The following is an 18,699-nucleotide window of genomic DNA, read 5'->3' on the forward strand; positions in this document are numbered from 1 at the left end:
TTAAAGGTGTTTCCATTATTAAGTTTTTATAAAAATTTGCTTTTGAAGATACTCAAGACGAACCGCGATTCCATTCGGCTTGAGTTGGGGTAACTGAGGACGAACCGCATGCCCATTCGGCTTGAGTTGGGGTAACTGAGGACGAACCGCATGCCCATTTGGCTTGAGTTGGAGCAACTAAGGACGAACCGCGATTCCATTCGGCTTGAGTTGGAGCAACTAAAGACGAACCGCCGATCCATTTGGCCTCAGACACCCTTCCGTAAATCTAGACAACAAAAAAACCGTTCCTCAGTTTTCACTGAAAAACGGTCATCGCTTATGATTGTCGAATATTATTAAGTTTTTCTTGAACCAGTTGTGTGCGAAGGGCTCCTTTGATGACTGATTCACCATTCACCACTAAGGCAGGAATATAATCGATGTCAAAAGACTCTGCGCGGTCAAAATCGCGGTTCATCTCCTCATCTAATGATGCATCTTGGAATGCTTCTCTCCATGCCTCAAGGTCGATATCGAAAGATTGAATGATAGACTCTAGTACATTGATATCTGAAATATCTAATAGATTTTCAAAGTAAGCTTTTTGAATTGCGTCTGATAATGCCCATAAGGTACGCTCATCACTGACTTTGCTAGCAGCTTTCAACGCTTTTTCAGCCATATAAGAAGTTGGCTTTACAAATTCTGCGCCACTTTCTAAAGCCTCTACGTTAAAGCGTTTCTCTTCGTCCACTCGGTTCGCTCGTTTCCACATAGCCACAACATCTTCGCGCTCTTGTGCGTTCACACTACTTTTTGGATCTTCGCTATGAAGGTTCAAAGGAAATGAACGGTGCTTCACTGTCGCTTCTGGAAAATCTTTTAAAATTTCTTGCAAGCGTCTGGATTGAATATAACAATGGGAGCAGACAGAATTGTGAAAGAATTCGATTTCCATAGTAGCCTCCTTTAAAAACCAAACATGTCGTCTTGTTTATTCCAAACGTCTTTGTAAGTTTCTGAGATTGAAATCGTATCATCCAGTAATGTTTGTAATCTCAATTCGATTTCATCATTGACTGTGCCATCCGTATTAAAGTCCGTGTCAATAGCATAGATATATTTTGGAATAATAACTCCATGCATATAATGGATAATTGGTTTAATTTGAGTTTCTGGAACTAAGTAATGGCGTAGTGATCCTCCAGTAATAATTAGTCCGATCACTTTTCGGTCAAAGGCACGAACGGGTAATAAATCAAACAGATTTTTTAAAGCAGCTGGAATCGATGCTTGGAAGATTGGTGCGCCAAACATAATGACATCACTTTCCATAATTGCTGACGCTACTTCTAATGTATCTCCCGAATAATCTAAATAATTGCGTCCATCACTGAATTGAATTTTCTTATCTTGAATATTTAAATAGCGAATATCATGTTCAGTTTCGTAGGACTCTTTCATCAAATTATAAAAAGTCGTCGTTATTTTCTTAGTTTTAGTTCCACCGGTTGAAGCGGATAATATTAAAATTTTCAATCGATTACTCCTAGCTATTTCTTAGTATGTTTTTTAACTTCTGGAATGACTTTTGTTGCTAATAAATCAATCGTGCGTTTAATGTCATCGGTTGAGACACCACCTAAATCGATTTGTCCAACATAGCGGTCCATTCCAAAGACTTCGTGTTGATATAGTAACTTCTCAATAACTAAACTTGGATCTCCAACATTAATGATGCTTCTTGGATCTAGTCCTTGAGCAAACTGTTGTTTAGGGAATGACTGTCCATTTGAGTGAACCATTCCTGAGTTTACATGTGGGTAATACTCTTGGAATGCTTTTTGAGCATCTTCACGAACATATAAATAACTCGCTGTTGCGACTGGTAAAGTGTTTACGTCATAACCTTCGTGAACCGCAGTTTCACGGTAAGCATCCGTTAAATGTCTAAAGGCTTCAGCAGGACCACCTAAGTAAGCTAAGTAAAGCGGAATACCTGCAATCGCAGCGTTTTTAGCAGAATTTAAAGAACCACCCACCGCACGCCAAATTGGCAATCTACCTGATTCATTATCAGGTCTTGGAAGAACTAGCGCATCATTTAGAGGTGCACGGAATTCCCCTTCCCAAGTGACACGTTTATTGCGATTAATTTTAAGTAGTAAATCTAGTTTTTCTTCAAATAAAGCTTCATAATCATCTAATTTGTAACCTAATAAATCAAAGATTCCGACACGAGAAGCACGGCCTGCAACGACTTCAAATCTTCCATCTGAAATTAAGTCAATAGTTGCCGCATCTTCATAAACGCGAACTGGATCTGATGTACTAATAATAGTTGCACCAGAAGTTAGTTTAATGTTTTTAGTTGCTTGAGCAATGGCTGCTAAAATAACCATATGTGCTTGTGAAACAAAATGTTCTTGATGTGATTCACCGACTTGGAACACATCCATTCCTGCTTGCTCAGCAAGTAAAGCCATCTCGATGATTTGATCAATACGTTCTTTCTCAGACATTCTAACACCTGTATGTGGATTAGTTACAATATCTCCTAATGTGTAAAGACCAAATTCAATTCCGTTTGATGTATCGATGTGTGGTAATGTATTTTTTTGAGATTGCATAGTAATTTCCTTTCTATGACTTCGTATATTTTTTTACAGTGGCCATAACTTTATCAGCTAATAAGTAGAGTGTCTTCTTCACTTCGTCAAATTCCATCCCAGCAAAGTCAATTTGAGCACTAAATCGCTGTTGTTTAAACGCTTCGTGTTGGTACAAAATCTTCTCAATGATGAGTGATGGTTCTCCAATAGTTACAACGCTTTTAATACTTTGTCCTTGAGCTAATGCACGTTTGGGAAAAGATTCCCCATTCGTTAATTTAAAACCTTCGTTGATATACGGATAAACTTGACGGTAAGCTTCTTTCGTACTTTCACGAATAAAAACCCAACCACCCGTACCAACAGGAATATTATCAATATCGTGCCTTGCATCTTTGGCAGCGCTTCTAAAATTATTAATGCGGTTTGCGTAGGTCATAACAGCTCCAGCTAATGTCGCTTGAAACACAGGCACGCCTAATTCACCTGCACGAATTGCTGAAGTCATTGTATTCCCTAAGCCTCGCCAAATAGGTAGATGATTCTTTAAAGGACGCGGTAATATTAGTGCATCGTTTAAAGGTGCTCTAAACTCACCTTCCCAAGTGACCCTTTCGCCTTCATTTAGTTTCAATAATAACTCAAATTTCTCTTCAAATAATTCTTTATAATCATTACTATTATAACCTAATAACTCAAAGGAACCAAACCTTGATGCACGTCCCGCAATTAATTCCATTCGGCCATTCGATATTAGATCTAAGGTCGCCGCATCTTCATAAACGCGAACTGGGTCAAGTACACCAATTGTTGTTACTGCCGATGACAATCGGATATTTTCCGTCGCCTTCGCAATCGCTGTCAGAATAAGTAAGTGTGATTGTGACACGAAATATTCCTGATGAGACTCGCCTAATTGAAAAATGTCGAAACCAGCATCTTCAGCGAGCTTTGCTATTTCAATAATTTCTTGAATACGTTCTTTCGCTGAAATTCTCTTTTTAGTATGTGGATTTGGTAAATGATCTCCTAATGAGTAAAGGCCAAATTCTATTCCATTCGATGTATCAATCTTAGGATTAGGACTGTGAATCAAACTCGATTTAGACATGTCTTCCTCACTTTCGTCATATTTGTATATTCATTTTACTACGTTTCTCTTATAGTATAAACCATCTTTGACCATTCTTGATAAAATTCGCTCAAAAAAAACAAGCCAAGAACGGCTTGTTAAAATTTAATATATTATAATTGCAATTAATTTATTAGAGGAAGAATTAACATCCCTTTTGCTCTTTGACCTGTGTGGGTTGAAATAACCGTTCCTAAGCCATTTATACGAATATTGATATCTGGGAATTTCTGTTGCATATCATGTGCTATTTGTTCAATTTCCTCTTGATCTAAAGCATGTGCAAATCTTACTTCAATCCCATCTGGGTACTCTTCAGTTGCCTTTTTCACAAGTTCATGCCATCTTTGATACACTCTACGGTTTGTACGTAATTTCTCAAATAGTACGATTTTACCTTCTTCGTTAAAGTATAATAGTGGACGTATTTTTAATAAATTTCCCAAGACGGCACTTGTCGTACTTAAACGACCGCCTTTAGCTAAATTGTCTAAGTTCTCGACCATTAAATATATATCCAAATGCGTTGCTTGCCAAGTGGCACGTCGATAAATCTCTTCAGCTTCAACACCTTCTTGACACCATCTAATGACATTTTCGATAATGGCTTCCATTGCAACAGATGCAGCTAATGAATCGATACAGTAACTGTTGATAAGATGTTTATATTCATCTAAGACCATCTTTCCGCTTTGGAATGTCCCACTAATCCCACTAGATAGATGAATAGCAAAGATAGTATCGTAACCATCTTCAATAATTTGATCCACTGTGTCATAGTAATGTCCAACAGACGGTTGTGACGTTGTTGGTAGTGAGGATTGAGTTTCTAACTGTTTGAAGAATGCTTCTTGTTCTTTTGGATCATTGGTGTCATGGGCAATCGAACCATCTTCAAAAATAACACTTAAGTTTACTTGGTAAACATTTGGAAGTTGTCTCAATTCTTCTGATAAATATGCTGTACTATCAATAATAATTGCTGGTTTCATTCAGGTCTCCTTTCTATTAGATTCTAAGATGTTTTTATTCATCTCGATTAGACTATATTATGGAATTCGTAGGTTTATGTCAACTAGGGATACTGACGTTGATTAATTAAAGCAGTTCGTGGCTCTATTTTCCTTATATTAAAGCTTCAATGTTCTTTTTACTTATTTGAGCTAGTGCTTTAAGCATGATAATATAGTCATAAGACAACTACACAGACAAGGAGCATCACTTTGGTTAATTATTATAGTATCAAAGAACCGATTATTCATGAGATTGACATTAAGAAATCTCGCTTTATTACGTATCTAATTCCCATTCAAACAGAAGAAGAATTCAATGAACAACTTGCTGCAATCCGCAAAGAACATTATAAAGCGACGCATCATTGCCAAGCCTTTATCTTGAACGAAGATTCATCGATTCAACGTATGAGTGATGATGGTGAACCGAGTGGAACCGCGGGTGTTCCGATGTTAGAAGTTTTAAAGCGAAACAATCTAACCTATATTATGGCCGTGACCGTAAGATACTTTGGCGGGACAAAACTGGGTGCGGGCGGTTTAATTCGCGCTTATAGTACGTCGGTTAGCGAAACGCTAAACCACGCCAAATTGATTGCGAATGCAACGCAAATGGTGATTGAATTAACACTAGAATATAATCAAGTGGATAACTTTAACTACTACTTGGAACAAACGAGTACGCCCATTACAGTTCTTGACACTCAGTATACAGATAAAGTGTCTCAAACCTTAGCTTTGTATCTAGGTGACATTGAGCCGGTCCATCAAGAATTAATCGACCAATTCAGTGGACAAATTGAATGGACTGAAATTGGTGAACAAACCGTTGATGTTCCAGTAACAACGACACAGCCTGAGTAAATTAGCAGAGACTACCATTCGTTTGTGAATGGTAGTCTTATTTTTATTTCGGTAAGTTTGGTAAAATTCCGATTCCTAAAGAGTTTTTACCCCCATGCGTTCCAAGAACTGGTGTTAAGTAACCTACTCTAAAAGACATCTCGGGATATTTTTTCAATATTAATTCTTTCACTTCTAAAGCACTGTCCTCACAGTCTCCATGTGCTAAGGCTAAATCAAAACCATCAGGGTACTGATCCACAGCCTCATCTACAAGAGACAAGTATCTTTGATAAACTTTCTTTGTTGTTCTAACTTTATCGAATACTTCGACTTTTCCTTCATCATCAAAATGAAGTATCGGACGGATTTTTAAAGTGCTTCCCAAAAAGGCACCGAACGAACTTAATCGACCACCTTTAACAATCGCATTCAAGTCTTCAATGACAACATAAATCTTCGCTTGTTCAGAGAACCAGTTTAATTTTTCTTCAATCGTATCCAAATCAAAACCATCGTCATTTAATTCAATCGCATATTCTAACAGCCGCTCTTCAACATATGACGTTCCCTTGGAATCAATCATTCGAATATCTAAAGACTTTTGATAATGCTCACTAATCATACGGAAAGTATTATATGTCCCACTAATTGCTGATGCGAGTGTAATGATAATTACTGAATCGTATCCTTTTTGAACAATATCTTCAAAGGATTCAATTAATTTCCCTTGTCTAGGTTGCGAAGTCTTCGGTAACTCTTCTGTTGATTCTAAGCGTTGATAAAATTCTTTCATCAAACTTAAGTCCGTTGTATCCGTATATGCAGTGTCTCCCCAAGTGACTTCAAGATTTTGCACATAAACATCAGAACGGTTTCCTAGAGTTTCATTAATACTCGATGAACTATCTATTATATACGCAGTTTTCATATCTATCTCCTTCAAATGACTTGGTTGTATTTTAATCATTACGAATTGTAACAAAGAAACATTAACTATGTATGTATTAAATGGCCGAAAAATGAAAAAAACATCGCAAAAGCGATGCTTTCAGTTACTATTTATTATCAAGGCGCGACATAAAGACCGTCAGTAGTACGATGAGCCCTCCAGATAGAAAAATAAAGACCCAACGGAATTGATGATAAAGTTGCGAAAATATCGCAAATACTGAAAAAACAAGCGTAATCCCAATCATCAATATCACAATTTGCGGCACGGTAAAGCCTTGACGAAGTAAACGGTGATGCAAATGATCCTCATCTCGCTCAACCATCGATTGTCCATTTAAAAACCGTCGAACAATCGCATAAGAAGTATCAAATAATGGCACCGCATAAAATAAAATCGGCACAATTAGTGAAAATATACTGATATTTTTTAAATTATATACTGTTAAAGTCGCGAACATGAACCCAATAAATAATGCTCCTGTGTCACCTAAATATATTTTGGCAGGAAACCAGTTAAATGGTAAAAAACCTAGAATCGATGCTGCTAATAAAACGAGCATCATAATGAGAGTGAGTCGAATTGATAGACTTGAAATGTAAATCATGACTGTCAGTGTCACTAAACTTGTTGTCGCAACGCTACTGACTAAACCATCTAACCCATCTAATAAATTCATCGCATTGGTTACAAAATAGATCCAAGCAATTGTTAATACGTAAGCTAATGAGTCAAATAACCAAGCCGGCACTTCCGCGATTAATACAGATGAAAAAGCCACATCCGTATAAAAATAAATGACATTCGCCGCGATTAAAATGCCCAAAGTCTTCTGCCAAGGTTTTAAATCACATGTATCATCGATAATTCCAGTGATTACTACAATGGCAGAGGCTAAGAAGATATTCCATTGCGGACTGTTAAAAAGCAAGACTGGAAACATCGTAAAAAAGCCCAGCCAAAAGCTAGCAAACACCGCAACGCCACCATAATTAGGCGGTTTCCCGTCTTTTTCAGGAAGTAGCTTTTGCAATATAAAAGTAAAACAAAAAGAAGCGATGAATGTCAGCAATATATTCCATCCGCCTACAGTTATGACTGCCAACATTCTCCCTCCTTTAACTCACAAATCTTTTAATTTATTTCCAAAAATCATCATAAACCGTAATAGGTAAATGGCGTTTATGACGTGTTCTGATAAACCAATCTTCAATAACTTTGGCATCTTTTTCAGCCACATCTTCCCCCCGTAAGTAAGCATCAATCGCTTTATAACTCACACCAAGTGCATCTTCATCAGCTAGTTGTGGACGATTTTCTTCTAAATCGGCTGTCGGAACTTTTTCATAAAGTTCTTTGACAGCACCAAGTTCTTTCAACATTTCTGCTCCTTGACTCTTGTTTAAGCGCCAGAGCGGCAGAATATCTGCTGCGCCGTCTCCGAATTTTGTGAAGAAGCCTGTCACACTTTCAGCCGCATGGTCTGTACCAATCACGGCTCCTGCTAGTTGACCTGCAATGGTGAATTGAGCAATCATACGCTGACGTGCTTTGACATTCCCCTTATGATAATCATTCACTTCAATATTATTGACTTCAACAGCTTCAATCATTGCATTTGTGGCTGCTTCAATGTTAACCGTCATTGTTTGGTCGGCTTGAATAAATTCAAGGGCTAGTTGAGCGTCGCTTTCATCTGCTTGAACTCCATAAGGTAAACGAACCGCGATAAATTGATAACGTTCCTCACCGGTTTCCTCACGCAATTCAGAAATAGCCATTTGAGCAAGTCTTCCTGCTAAAGTCGAGTCTTGTCCGCCACTAATTCCAAGAACATAAGTAGAGAGTCCTTGATTCTTTAATAAATAGTTTTTTAAAAAATCAACCGAGCGACGAATTTCTTTTTGGACATCAATCTCTGGTAAGACCTTTAATTCTTCGATGATTTCTTTTTGTAATGGGCGCATAGCTTACTCACCTTCCTTTAAAAGCTCTTCTTCTATCTCAAGGACATGATTGTCAACTTTATCACGAATATCTTTAATGCTACGCATTTTTTCATCGTATAAGTTTTGAGACAGATCGACTGGATATTGTTCTGGATTCAAGATACGTTTGTACTCATCCCATAAAGCAGAGATATTATGAGCCGCATAGTCACGTATTTCGTCGACTGATGGTAAATCATACACACATTTACCGTCTTTCCAAACTTCGGTGAGTAGTGGACGTGCGGTAAAATCAACGACAGTCTTATTAATATAAGTATGAACCGGGTGGAACATAAAGAGTGACTCTTCTAAGTCTGGACGCTCTTCAATAAGTGCCACGTAATCACCTTCTGATTTACCATCATGGTTACGTGTTATACGCCACACTTGTTTTATTCCTGGTGTAGAAATTTTGGCTGCATTACTTGAAATTTTCATTGTTGGCACTAATTCGCCTTTAGAGTTTTCGATACTTACTAATTTGTATACGGCACCTAAAGCTGGTTGGTCATAAGCTGTAATCAGTTTTGTACCAACACCCCAGTCATTAATTTTAGCCCCTTGCATACGCAAGTTAAGAATAGTCTTCTCGTCTAAATCGTTAGATGCTATGATGCGCGCATCAGGGAACCCTGCTTCATCTAATTGTTCACGAATACGTTTTGATTGATAGGCCATATCGCCTGAATCAATTCGAACACCGATAAAGTTAATCTTATCTCCTTGTTCCTTCGCTACTTTAATTGCGGTAGGTACACCTGAACGTAAAGTATCGTATGTATCTACTAAAAACACCACGTTCTTATGCGTTTTAGCATAAGCAGTAAAAGCTTCATATTCATCACGGTACGCTTGAACTAATGAATGAGCATGTGTTCCAGAAACGGGAATACCAAATAATTTCCCTGCACGCACATTACTTGTCGAATCAAACCCGCCGATATAAGCCGCTCTTGATCCCCAAATCGCCGCTGCTGTTTCTTGAGCACGACGTGATCCGAATTCTGCTAAAGAATCGTCTTCGTCAACGACTGACTTTAAGCGCGCTGCTTTCGTCGCAATTAAAGTTTGGTAATTCAGCATATTTAGAATGGCCGTCTCAACTAGTTGACATTGACCTAACGGACCTTCAACTTGAATCAATGGCTCATCTGCGAAACATAATTCACCTTCTCGCATTGAACGAATGGTTAATTTGAATTCCATATTCTCTAAATAAGTCAAAAATTCTTCTGGATATGTTTCTAAGCTTCTTAAGTAGTCCAAATCGCTCTGAGTAAATTTCAAATTATTGATATAATTTAAAATCCGCTCTAACCCTGCAAAAATAGCAAAACCATTCTCGAAAGGTATTGATCTAAAATAAGATTCAAAGACTGCTTTGCGTTGATCCATTCCATTCTGCCAGTATGTTTGTAACATATTAATCTGATACAAATCTGTATGTAACATTAAACTATCATCTTCAAATTTATACATAAGCATCCTCCAGTAAACTGTTTACTTCATTCCTTGTATATTATATCACATAACTAATAGTGTATTTTAAACGCGCTACTAATTATTCGAGCATCACTTAAATTATTTTAAATATAGCATAAATGGACCCGATTTCATATATATTACACTTTAATGGGCTTTTATGAAGCAATAAAAAAACAAGAAACTTCCGAAAAAGTCTCTTGCCACATATAATTATTACGTTAATTTATTTTCACGTGCTGATAATTTAGCAACAATCGAAGGTGTAATTACACTTGTAATAACAACTGCCATTAATGTTTCAGATGCAGCGGCTGTAACATACTCTCCAAGAACCTCTGGATAAATACTTCCTAAAATTCCTGCTGTTGAAACTGATAAACCAGCTACAGTCATAAATGTCGCACCAACTGATCCATCATTGCCTAAGACATTGCGGTCAATCACAACAAAGATGACACTTACAATATAGAAGACAATCGTTACAATAATTCCAGCTACTCCTGCTTGGAATGCTTCAATTAAGTTCATCCCGTAACCTAAGTTCCAACCCATTAACATCGTTAAACCTGGTAAAGCTGGCATGAATAAACTTCTAAAGTTCGGATCAATATTACCAAAGGCAATCCCTGCTGCCATTGGGATAAGCGTACTTAACACAGGCATCCAGTCCATGCCGCCCCCACTTGATATACCAAATACAATCATTGGAACTGCAGCGATACTGAATAGACCTGTGATACCGTAAACTGCTGTATCTTGTTCCGTTCCGTATTGTTGCATTAATGATAGATACACAGCTGGGTTAATTGAACAAATAACAATTGTAAATGCTAAGGCATTGATTCCAAAAACTCCTGGTAAGCCAAAGATTGAAATATACAATAAACTTAATCCAACTCCAACAGCAAATTTAACTAATAATAGAACACCTTGACGTTTTAAAGCATAACCGATTTTCTTTAAGTCAATCCCAGTTCCTGAACAAAAAACAATCGCACCAACGATTCCGTTCGTTCCTGAACCTCCAAAAATATGTTCAGTTAAACCACCTACTTGGAACAAGTTTGGCCAAAAAGTATATAAAATTGCACTAATCAACATTGGGACTAGAAATGTTCCTGCAGGAACTTTTTTAATCGCATTTAACACTAAATTTCAACGCCTCTTATTTATTGGAAATCCTATCATAGCATAGTTTTCCAGCTGTAACTATCTAATATTTTGTGTAAACGTATTAATCATATTTTTTGAAATCCATTAAATTTTGTTTTATAGTAATAAACAGAGGAGATGTTATATATGAAAAAATACATTAGTAAAAGTGCAATGGTGCTCTCAGCAGTGTTATTATTCGGAGCATCCTCCGCAACAAGTTTAAATGGCGTATTTGCACAAGATTCAGTGGACGAAATTTCTGAATCAGTTGGTGATACAGTTGATGACGCAGCAAGCGATATTAGCGATGCTGTGACAGGTGAAGAAAGTGAATCAACAACTGAAGAACCTGGTGAAATGACGCACGATGACGAAGGTCGCTTACCCGGCAACATTAAAATTGAACGTGAACCTACATATAAAGTAGGCGACGATGTTCAAATTAATGCGACACATATGCCTGGTATGGAAGGCGCTCAAGGGACAGTCGTTGCTGCCTTTGATACAACAGCATACGAAATCTCTTACACACCAACAGATGACAGTGAACCCGTAGAAAATCACCGTTGGATAGTGCAAGAAGAAATTGCTGAAGCAGCTGATCAAGAAGACGTAGACGCACCGTTTGAAGTCGGAGCTGAAGTGACAGTTGAAGCTTATCACATGCCTGGTATGGAAGGTGCAACTGCTACAATCGATGCAGTGAATGAAACAACTGTTTACTTAGTTGATTACATCGATACTGAAAGTGGCGAAGAAGTCATTAACCATAAATGGGTAACAGAAGATGAGTTAGCTACTTTAGATAGCTCAGAAGAAACTGCCCCAGCTACATCAGAGTCGGCTCCAGAATCATCAGAAGATGAAAGTGGAAGCGAAGAATCATCGTCAGATGAAGAATCTGGATCAGAGTCTGAGTCTACTCCTGAAGAAAGTTCAGATGAGGAATCATCATCCGAAGAAGAATCAAGTGAAGAAAGTACACCTGAAGAATCTGGTTCGGAAGAATCTAGCAGTGAAGGAACTGAATAATTACTAATAATCCTATCCTCCCATTTCGGGAGGATATTTTTTTACTTACTTTAACCCCAACAATTCACTGCAACAAAAAATACCGCAAAGGCGAACCTTTGCGGTATTAAATCAATCATAAATTATTCTGCAGCTTCTGAGCTTTCTTCAGTCGTTTCTTCTACTGACGATTCTTCAGCTGGCACTCCAGTTGTTTCTTCTGATGTTTCTTCAGTTGTACTTTCTTCTAATGATTCAGTACCTTCTGTTGCTGACTCTTCAGTTGAGCTAGCTTCATCAAAAGTTGGTGCACCTTCTGGAACTACGATATCAAAGACTTCACCATGGTTAGCAAAGTTGAATTCCATAGAGAATGCTACGTTAAAGTCTTCTGGGATTCCTTCAGTTGTTTCACCCATATCAGCAGCGATTTCTTCCATGTTTGCTCTATCTAAACTATAGTCCATTAACATATGCGTTAAGTAGTAAGTTTCTTTAGAGTAACGGAATTCCATCGTATCAACTAATTGGAACATTACACTCTTAGTTGCTTCCATTGAAAGATCCATTTGTTCTTCTAACGTTTGACGATCTTCTTCAGTAACTTCTTGTCCACTTGCTTCTGCTTGTTGAATAGTTTGGTCAATAGTTTCTTGTTTGATTTGTTCCATGTCTACGAGACTTTCAACATCTGCCCAGAATTCATCTGGATTAATATCTTGTTTTAAAGTCATAACGTATTCAGAATCCGTCTCACTTAAATCAAAGTATTTTTGAGTCAATTCAGGGTTACTCATTGTATCTGCTTGTTCTTGTATTTGGGCCATTATACTATCAAATTCGGCAGCAATTTGCTCTTCTTGAGCTGATACATCTTCAACAGTCCAGCTTGAACCATCGAATAAGTAAGCAATACCATCAATTATTGATGCTTGTCCTGCGAAATCCAAAGGCATTGAAGATGGGTTACCTTCTGCATCTGTTGTAACTAACTCACCCGTAACGTCTCCAGCTAATTCAAGTGCAAAAGACTCTTCTACGTTATAACGGAAATCAAAGTTTAATGCAGCATCGATAAATTGATCGGCAGAAACATTAATTGTTCCGTCACCTTCCATAGATACTACCTCTTGGTTTACCTCATTAAGTTGAGTTAGGACTTCGTCCCAGTTAGTGTCTTGAGCTGAAACAGTGGGTGTTACGACACCGAATGCCATTGTTACAGTTGTCAATAAACTAAAAAATATTTTAATAGATTTTTTCATTTTTTCACTATCCTTTCGTTACAGTTAATTATACTATATTTATCGATAGTAAGCCAAATGATATCCATTCCCAGTAAATAAAAACAAAAAAATCCACTGAGAATTTATCGACAACCTGATCTTTATTTAAACAATTTATTACTACTTTATCTTTAAAATTTCATCTATAATTCTTTATTCCATAGCATTTGCCTAAAGATAAAAACAAGCATGGACTCATTCGAGCACCATACTTGTTCATATAAGATTCATACTTTTTATTTCACGATAATAATTGTCTTCGCAAAATCTGACCATTCATCTTGTGTTGAAACTTCTTCCTCATCATCAACACCACGCGAACTCACTTTATCAAATAAGATTTTCACCGTTTGGAATAATAGTTTAAAATCAAACGCGATTGAATAGTTCTTAATATATAACAGATCAAAGTTCAGTTTGCTATTAAAGTCGGTACTATACTTCCCATAAACTTGCGCATAACCAGTAATCCCTGCTCTTACATGATGTCTTAAAGTATAATACGGGTTCTGCTCTTTAAACTGTTCAACGAAGAACGGACGCTCAGGTCGAGGCCCAACAAGTGACATATCCCCTTTAAGCACATTTAACAACTGCGGTAATTCATCAATTCGCGTACTTCGAATAAATTTCCCGACCTTTGTCACACGTGTATCATTTTTCGCTGCCAATACAGGGCCAGAATCTGATTCTGCTGTCACTGACATCGAGCGGAATTTTAAGATATTAAAGTGTTTTTCACCTCTAGTAATACGCTCCTGCTTATAAAAGATAGGTCCTGGCGAATCAATCTTAATCGCAATAGCTGTTCCTAACATAATCGGTAAGGTTAAAATAGTTAAAACTAAAGAAACTAAAATATCAATGCTACGTTTTAACATATTATCTTCAGATGGAATTTCAAAACTAGAAACTTCAATAATACTTTCATCTTCAAAGTTCATAATATTTGGATTAACCATCATTAAGTTCTCAAATTGAGTACTTATAAATAACTTTTTATTTTGGTGCATCAAATATTCATAAATATCTAAACGTTGCTCTTCAGGTATATACCCTGTTAAATAAACAATATCCACATGATCAGCTAATTCCTCAATATGTTTTAAGTAATCTGATAAGACGACATGTGTCACTTTATGACGTTTGTTTTTCATTAATGAAAAGTTCCGAACTGCTTCAAGTGCCCGGTCCGATTCTCCAACAACTAAGATTTTCTTTTGACCCCGAAGTTGTTGGTACAGTAAGTAAACCAATACATTAAAAATAAATAACACAAAGGTTCCAACAAATAAGTTCACTAGTAACACTGATCGTGGAAATGTTAGCCAGCTTCCCGCAAAAGTCAGAGCCATAATGTAAACATTCAGTACTAACTGACTTAACATCGTAAAGTAAAAAATATCTAACACACTCTTGTTATAGAAAACATAAGTACCAAATAGAAAGTTAATAATAATGTAACCGATAAATATCCATATATAACTATCTTCAAAAGCACTAAAGTTTCTAGCTGGTATATCGCCTAAAAATTTGATGTAAAATGATAAATAAATACACCCAATCGCCACTATGGAGCTCAGTATAACAGCACCAAAGCGTAACAAGTTATTCCATTCATAGCGATGCTTATTCACGCAATAACTTCCTTTCTTTCATTATTCTATTATAAAATAATTCTTATATATAATGTTCTTTTTCTACCCTGTTTAATTCTATACAATTTAAATAGGAATATCAAAGAATTATTGCATATATAGCCCAAACTATCAATAGTAAACTGATTAGAATATGGTTTAAGAATAAAAAAGCACCAACAAGATCTCTCCTGTCGGCACTTTCAATCACATCATGATTAGTCAATTAATTTGAATTGCTCTTCAAATAATGGACTCACTGAACGGTTTTCGTGGATACGTTTAATTGCTTCTCCAACAAGTTGTGAAACCGTCACTGTTTCAATTTTATCTAATTTTTTATCTTCTGGTAAAGAGATTGAGTCTGTAATAATCACTTTTTTGATTGGTGATGCTTCTAAGCGACTGATTGCTGGTCCAGATAATACTGGGTGTGTACAACAAACATAAATATCTTTCGCACCTTTTTCCATTAAAGCATCTGCTGCTAATGTAATAGTCCCAGCTGTATCAATCATATCATCAATGATGACACAAGTTTTTCCTTTTACTTCCCCAACAATATTCATAATTTCAGCAACGTTTGCTTTTGGACGACGTTTGTCGATAATCGCAATCGGTGATTTTAAGAATTCAGCTAATTTACGTGCACGAGTCACCCCGCCGTGGTCTGGTGATACAACAACAACATCATCACCTTCAAGATGGTTATCGATGAAGTAATTTGCTAATAATGGTGCACCTAATAAGTGGTCCATTGGAATATCGAAGAAGCCTTGAATTTGAGCCGCATGTAAGTCTAAGGTTACTAAACGGTCAACTCCTGCTTGTACTAACATGTTTGCAACTAATTTCGCTGTAATTGGTTCACGAGGTTGTGCTTTACGATCTTGACGTGCATATCCGTAATAAGGGATAACTACGTTAATTGTTTTAGCACTTGCACGACGCAATGCGTCAATAGCAATTAATAACTCCATTAAGTGGTCATTCACCGGATACGATGTTGATTGTACCAAATAAACATGGTCTCCACGAATACTTTCATCAATATTAACTTTAATCTCACCATCAGCAAACTGAGATATATTAATATCTCCTAATTCTACACCTACTTCATCCGCAATCTTTTCTGCTAACGGGCGGTTAGAACTTAGTGCGAAAATTTTAAGTTTTGAATCAGAATATGGTTTCTCTATCATTATTAATCCTCCAGATTTTGTTTGTCTTTGAAGCGTTTCCAGTATTTGTCTTTGTTCTCTTGACGTGACCTAGCAATTGCAAGTGCTTCTTCTGGAACATCACTATTAACCGTAGAACCTGCTGCAATGATTGCTCGGTCTCCTACTGTTACAGGTGCAACAATATTTGAGCCCGAACCGATGAATACGTCATTGCCAATTGTTGAACGGAATTTATTCTTTCCGTCATAATTTACAAATACAGTTCCACAACCTACGTTGACATCTGTACCAATATCCGCGTCCCCGATATAAGTCAAGTGTCCTGCTTTAGAGTTCTTTCCAACAACACTGTTTTTGACTTCTACAAAGTTTCCGATATGTGCCCCTTCTTTTAAGACACTCTTAGCTCTTAAGTGTGCAAATGGTCCCACAGTTACATTTTCTTCGACATTTGCAAATTCTAGCACAGATTGACGAATTTCAACATGGTCAGCAATATTTGATGATATAACTTCTGAATTTGAACCAATCGTTGAATGTGAACCAATCTTTGTATTTCCTTTAAGGGATACGCCAGATTCAATTAATGTATCTTGTCCAATTTCAACATCTGCTTCGATATAAGTTGCTGTTGGGTTAACAAACGTAACACCGTTACGCATATGTTTTTCATTGATGCGTTTAGTCATTAAGCGTGTTGCTTCTGCTAACGCGATACGGTCGTTAACTCCAATAGCTTCATCAAAGTTATCCATCGTAAAGGCTTTAACAGTATCGCCAGCTTCTTTCATAATACTAATCACATCTGGTAAGTAATACTCACCTTGTGCATTTTCGTTGCCGACTTTATCCAAAGCTTCAAATAACGCTTTGTTATTGAAGACATATGTCCCCGTATTAATTTCTGTAATGGCTTGCTCTTCTTCGTTTGCATCTTTTTGCTCAACAATTCGTGAAACCTCTTTATCACTTTGTCTAACTACACGACCGTACCCCGCTGGGTCTTCGGCGATTGCTGTTAAAATTGTTCCTTTAGCATTAGATTCTTCATGGAATTCGAACAATTGATTTAATGTTTCTGCTGAAAACAAAGGTGTGTCCCCACATATTACAAGAGTACTTCCTTCTTCATCTTTTAATAGATCTTTAGCTTGTAGTACAGCATGACCTGTTCCTAATTGCTCTTCTTGTAATGCAAACTCAGATTGATCAGCTAATACATCTCGCACTGTTTCTGCACCGTGTCCTACAATTGTTACAATTCGCTCAACATTACTTTGTTGAACTGCTCGTAATACATGTTCTACCATTGAGATGCCGTTTATCGTATGTAGCACTTTATATAACTCTGATTTCATACGTGTTCCTTTACCCGCTGCCAGTACAACGGCTAATCGCTTCTCCATATAAACACTCCTTATTTTAAACATTTTACTCTTAATAATTATAGCGATTATAGGCGAAGATATCTACCGTTTAATTTGACAATCCTAAATGAAACGACAAAAAAACGTTTACTCTGTTAATTGATTAAATAAACTTCCGGGTTGAACATCCAATTCATAACGTCTCTCTTCATCGTTATAAACTAATTGAACACTAATGAGTGAATTGATTGGTAAAGTTAATTGGTCCGTTTCGTGTGAACGATTCTCACCAAGGACACAAACTCCGACCGCTGTCGAGTCAAATTCTTCAAGTAATGAAATCATCCCTTGAGCCGTTCCACCATTACGAAGGAAGTCATCTACGATTAAGACACGTTGATTCATTTTTAAACTATTCTTTTCTAATTCCATTTTCTTAACTGTTTGGTGTGACCCAGATACATAATTAACAGAGATCGTTGGGCCGATTCCATCTGTTGAATCACGTCTAGCGATTACATAAGGAACATTTAAATAGCGTGCAACAATCGTTGCTAGACCGATTCCTTTTGACTCTACGGTCATGACTGCATCAATATTATTATGGATATAATGAGAAGCAATCAATCTGCCAACTTTACTTAACATATATGAATCTTGCAAAATATCACTCATATGGATGTAATTACCTTGTAAAATTCGCTTTCCATGCGTAAATTTATCAATCAAAGTATTCAATAACTCTTTTTGTTCAATTAAAGGCACTTTTGGATAGAAGATAATTCCACCTGCTGCACCCGCAAATGTCTTAACTTCTCCGAGTTCATTAATTTCAAAGACTTCTCGAACAAAATCAATATCTTCACTAATCGAAGATTTAGCGGCATTCAAAAACTCAACAAAATAAGACAAGTTAATTAACTGTCCTGGTCTATCGACTAAGTAATGGGAAATATACAACATACGTTGATTACGTTTTGGTTTATAATTTTTATCAGTCATAATGAAAGTCACCTCTTAAGTATATATTACCAAAACACAAACAATAA

17 protein-coding genes are annotated in these 18,699 nt (G+C 36.9%); 2 read left to right on the forward strand and 15 right to left on the reverse strand.

Features of this window, described 5'->3' with window-relative positions; translation table 11 throughout:
• Positions 1–319 precede the first annotated feature (319 nt).
• The 5 genes from ACFO5Y_RS09370 to ACFO5Y_RS09390 form a co-directional block, all read right to left on the reverse strand.
• The gene (locus ACFO5Y_RS09370) at positions 320–940 is read right to left on the reverse strand and encodes a DsbA family oxidoreductase (RefSeq protein ID WP_197104824.1); all 621 of its coding nucleotides are present in this window, start codon (positions 938–940) and stop codon (positions 320–322) included.
• An 11-nt stretch (positions 941–951) separates the two neighbouring features.
• Entirely contained in the window at positions 952–1,521 is a 570-nt protein-coding gene (locus ACFO5Y_RS09375; RefSeq protein WP_197104823.1) for an NADPH-dependent FMN reductase, read from the reverse strand.
• Positions 1,522–1,535: 14 nt separating this feature from the next.
• Positions 1,536–2,612, reverse strand: coding sequence for an LLM class flavin-dependent oxidoreductase (locus ACFO5Y_RS09380; protein ID WP_197104822.1), 1,077 nt, complete (start codon positions 2,610–2,612; stop codon positions 1,536–1,538).
• Between the two features lie 13 nt (positions 2,613–2,625).
• Positions 2,626–3,705, reverse strand: coding sequence for an LLM class flavin-dependent oxidoreductase (locus ACFO5Y_RS09385; protein WP_231606912.1), 1,080 nt, complete (start codon positions 3,703–3,705; stop codon positions 2,626–2,628).
• A 146-nt stretch (positions 3,706–3,851) separates the two neighbouring features.
• A complete protein-coding gene (locus tag ACFO5Y_RS09390) occupies positions 3,852–4,718 on the reverse strand; it encodes a DegV family protein (protein ID WP_197104821.1) in 867 nt (288 codons plus the stop codon).
• 231 nt (positions 4,719–4,949) lie between these two features.
• On the opposite strand from ACFO5Y_RS09390, the gene ACFO5Y_RS09395 reads away from it, so the two are divergent.
• On the forward strand, positions 4,950–5,603 hold the full coding sequence (locus tag ACFO5Y_RS09395; RefSeq protein WP_197104820.1) for a YigZ family protein: 654 nt from the start codon (positions 4,950–4,952) through the stop codon (positions 5,601–5,603).
• Between the two features lie 43 nt (positions 5,604–5,646).
• Here the strand turns inward: ACFO5Y_RS09395 and ACFO5Y_RS09400 are convergent, their stop codons facing one another.
• The 5 genes from ACFO5Y_RS09400 to ACFO5Y_RS09420 form a co-directional block, all read right to left on the reverse strand.
• Positions 5,647–6,513, reverse strand: coding sequence for a DegV family protein (locus tag ACFO5Y_RS09400; protein ID WP_197104819.1), 867 nt, complete (start codon positions 6,511–6,513; stop codon positions 5,647–5,649).
• A 127-nt stretch (positions 6,514–6,640) separates the two neighbouring features.
• Positions 6,641–7,639 (reverse strand): MraY family glycosyltransferase, encoded by a 999-nt coding sequence (locus ACFO5Y_RS09405; RefSeq protein ID WP_197104818.1) that lies wholly within the window; start codon positions 7,637–7,639, stop codon positions 6,641–6,643.
• A 34-nt stretch (positions 7,640–7,673) separates the two neighbouring features.
• The gene (nadE, locus tag ACFO5Y_RS09410) at positions 7,674–8,501 is read right to left on the reverse strand and encodes an ammonia-dependent NAD(+) synthetase (RefSeq protein ID WP_197104817.1); all 828 of its coding nucleotides are present in this window, start codon (positions 8,499–8,501) and stop codon (positions 7,674–7,676) included.
• A 3-nt stretch (positions 8,502–8,504) separates the two neighbouring features.
• Positions 8,505–10,004, reverse strand: a complete 1,500-nt coding sequence (locus ACFO5Y_RS09415) for a nicotinate phosphoribosyltransferase (protein WP_197104816.1) — start codon at positions 10,002–10,004, stop codon at positions 8,505–8,507.
• 219 nt (positions 10,005–10,223) lie between these two features.
• Positions 10,224–11,159, reverse strand: coding sequence for a 2-keto-3-deoxygluconate permease (locus ACFO5Y_RS09420; protein WP_197104815.1), 936 nt, complete (start codon positions 11,157–11,159; stop codon positions 10,224–10,226).
• A 150-nt stretch (positions 11,160–11,309) separates the two neighbouring features.
• Between ACFO5Y_RS09420 and ACFO5Y_RS09425 the strand changes: the two genes are divergently transcribed.
• Positions 11,310–12,197: a YdhK family protein gene (locus ACFO5Y_RS09425; protein ID WP_197104814.1), complete on the forward strand. Its 888-nt coding sequence runs from the start codon at positions 11,310–11,312 to the stop codon at positions 12,195–12,197.
• A 122-nt stretch (positions 12,198–12,319) separates the two neighbouring features.
• On the opposite strand, the gene ACFO5Y_RS09430 is transcribed toward ACFO5Y_RS09425, so the two are convergent.
• The 5 genes from ACFO5Y_RS09430 to purR all read right to left on the reverse strand — a co-directional run bounded on the left by ACFO5Y_RS09430 (position 12,320) and on the right by purR (position 18,652).
• Positions 12,320–13,441, reverse strand: coding sequence for a hypothetical protein (locus ACFO5Y_RS09430; RefSeq protein WP_197104813.1), 1,122 nt, complete (start codon positions 13,439–13,441; stop codon positions 12,320–12,322).
• Positions 13,442–13,698: 257 nt separating this feature from the next.
• Positions 13,699–15,099: a sugar transferase gene (locus tag ACFO5Y_RS09435; RefSeq protein WP_197104812.1), complete on the reverse strand. Its 1,401-nt coding sequence runs from the start codon at positions 15,097–15,099 to the stop codon at positions 13,699–13,701.
• Between the two features lie 218 nt (positions 15,100–15,317).
• Positions 15,318–16,301 (reverse strand): ribose-phosphate diphosphokinase, encoded by a 984-nt coding sequence (locus tag ACFO5Y_RS09440; RefSeq protein ID WP_197104811.1) that lies wholly within the window; start codon positions 16,299–16,301, stop codon positions 15,318–15,320.
• A 2-nt stretch (positions 16,302–16,303) separates the two neighbouring features.
• Positions 16,304–17,689, reverse strand: a complete 1,386-nt coding sequence (gene glmU, locus ACFO5Y_RS09445; protein WP_197104810.1) for a bifunctional UDP-N-acetylglucosamine diphosphorylase/glucosamine-1-phosphate N-acetyltransferase GlmU — start codon at positions 17,687–17,689, stop codon at positions 16,304–16,306.
• Between the two features lie 108 nt (positions 17,690–17,797).
• Positions 17,798–18,652 carry a pur operon repressor gene (purR, locus tag ACFO5Y_RS09450; RefSeq protein WP_197104809.1) on the reverse strand — a complete coding sequence of 285 codons (855 nt, stop codon included), beginning with the start codon at positions 18,650–18,652 and terminating at the stop codon, positions 17,798–17,800.
• Positions 18,653–18,699: the final 47 nt, after the last annotated feature.

Source organism: Ruoffia tabacinasalis (assembly GCF_042652985.1).
GTDB lineage: Bacteria > Bacillota > Bacilli > Lactobacillales > Aerococcaceae > Ruoffia > Ruoffia tabacinasalis.

Excerpts from the sequence above, each read along its gene's own strand:
- ACFO5Y_RS09440 (WP_197104811.1), bottom strand. The coding sequence starts at position 16,301 with ATGATAGAGAAACCATATTCTGATTCAAAACTTAAAATTTTCGCACTA.
- ACFO5Y_RS09430 (WP_197104813.1), bottom strand. The coding sequence starts at position 13,441 with ATGAAAAAATCTATTAAAATATTTTTTAGTTTATTGACAACTGTAACA.
- ACFO5Y_RS09385 (WP_231606912.1), bottom strand. The coding sequence starts at position 3,705 with ATGTCTAAATCGAGTTTGATTCACAGTCCTAATCCTAAGATTGATACA.
- ACFO5Y_RS09380 (WP_197104822.1), bottom strand. The coding sequence starts at position 2,612 with ATGCAATCTCAAAAAAATACATTACCACACATCGATACATCAAACGGA.
- glmU (WP_197104810.1), bottom strand. The coding sequence starts at position 17,689 with ATGGAGAAGCGATTAGCCGTTGTACTGGCAGCGGGTAAAGGAACACGT.
- purR (WP_197104809.1), bottom strand. The coding sequence starts at position 18,652 with ATGACTGATAAAAATTATAAACCAAAACGTAATCAACGTATGTTGTAT.
- ACFO5Y_RS09425 (WP_197104814.1), top strand. The coding sequence starts at position 11,310 with ATGAAAAAATACATTAGTAAAAGTGCAATGGTGCTCTCAGCAGTGTTA.
- nadE (WP_197104817.1), bottom strand. The coding sequence starts at position 8,501 with ATGCGCCCATTACAAAAAGAAATCATCGAAGAATTAAAGGTCTTACCA.
- ACFO5Y_RS09415 (WP_197104816.1), bottom strand. The coding sequence starts at position 10,004 with ATGTATAAATTTGAAGATGATAGTTTAATGTTACATACAGATTTGTAT.
- ACFO5Y_RS09390 (WP_197104821.1), bottom strand. The coding sequence starts at position 4,718 with ATGAAACCAGCAATTATTATTGATAGTACAGCATATTTATCAGAAGAA.
- ACFO5Y_RS09370 (WP_197104824.1), bottom strand. The coding sequence starts at position 940 with ATGGAAATCGAATTCTTTCACAATTCTGTCTGCTCCCATTGTTATATT.
- ACFO5Y_RS09400 (WP_197104819.1), bottom strand. The coding sequence starts at position 6,513 with ATGAAAACTGCGTATATAATAGATAGTTCATCGAGTATTAATGAAACT.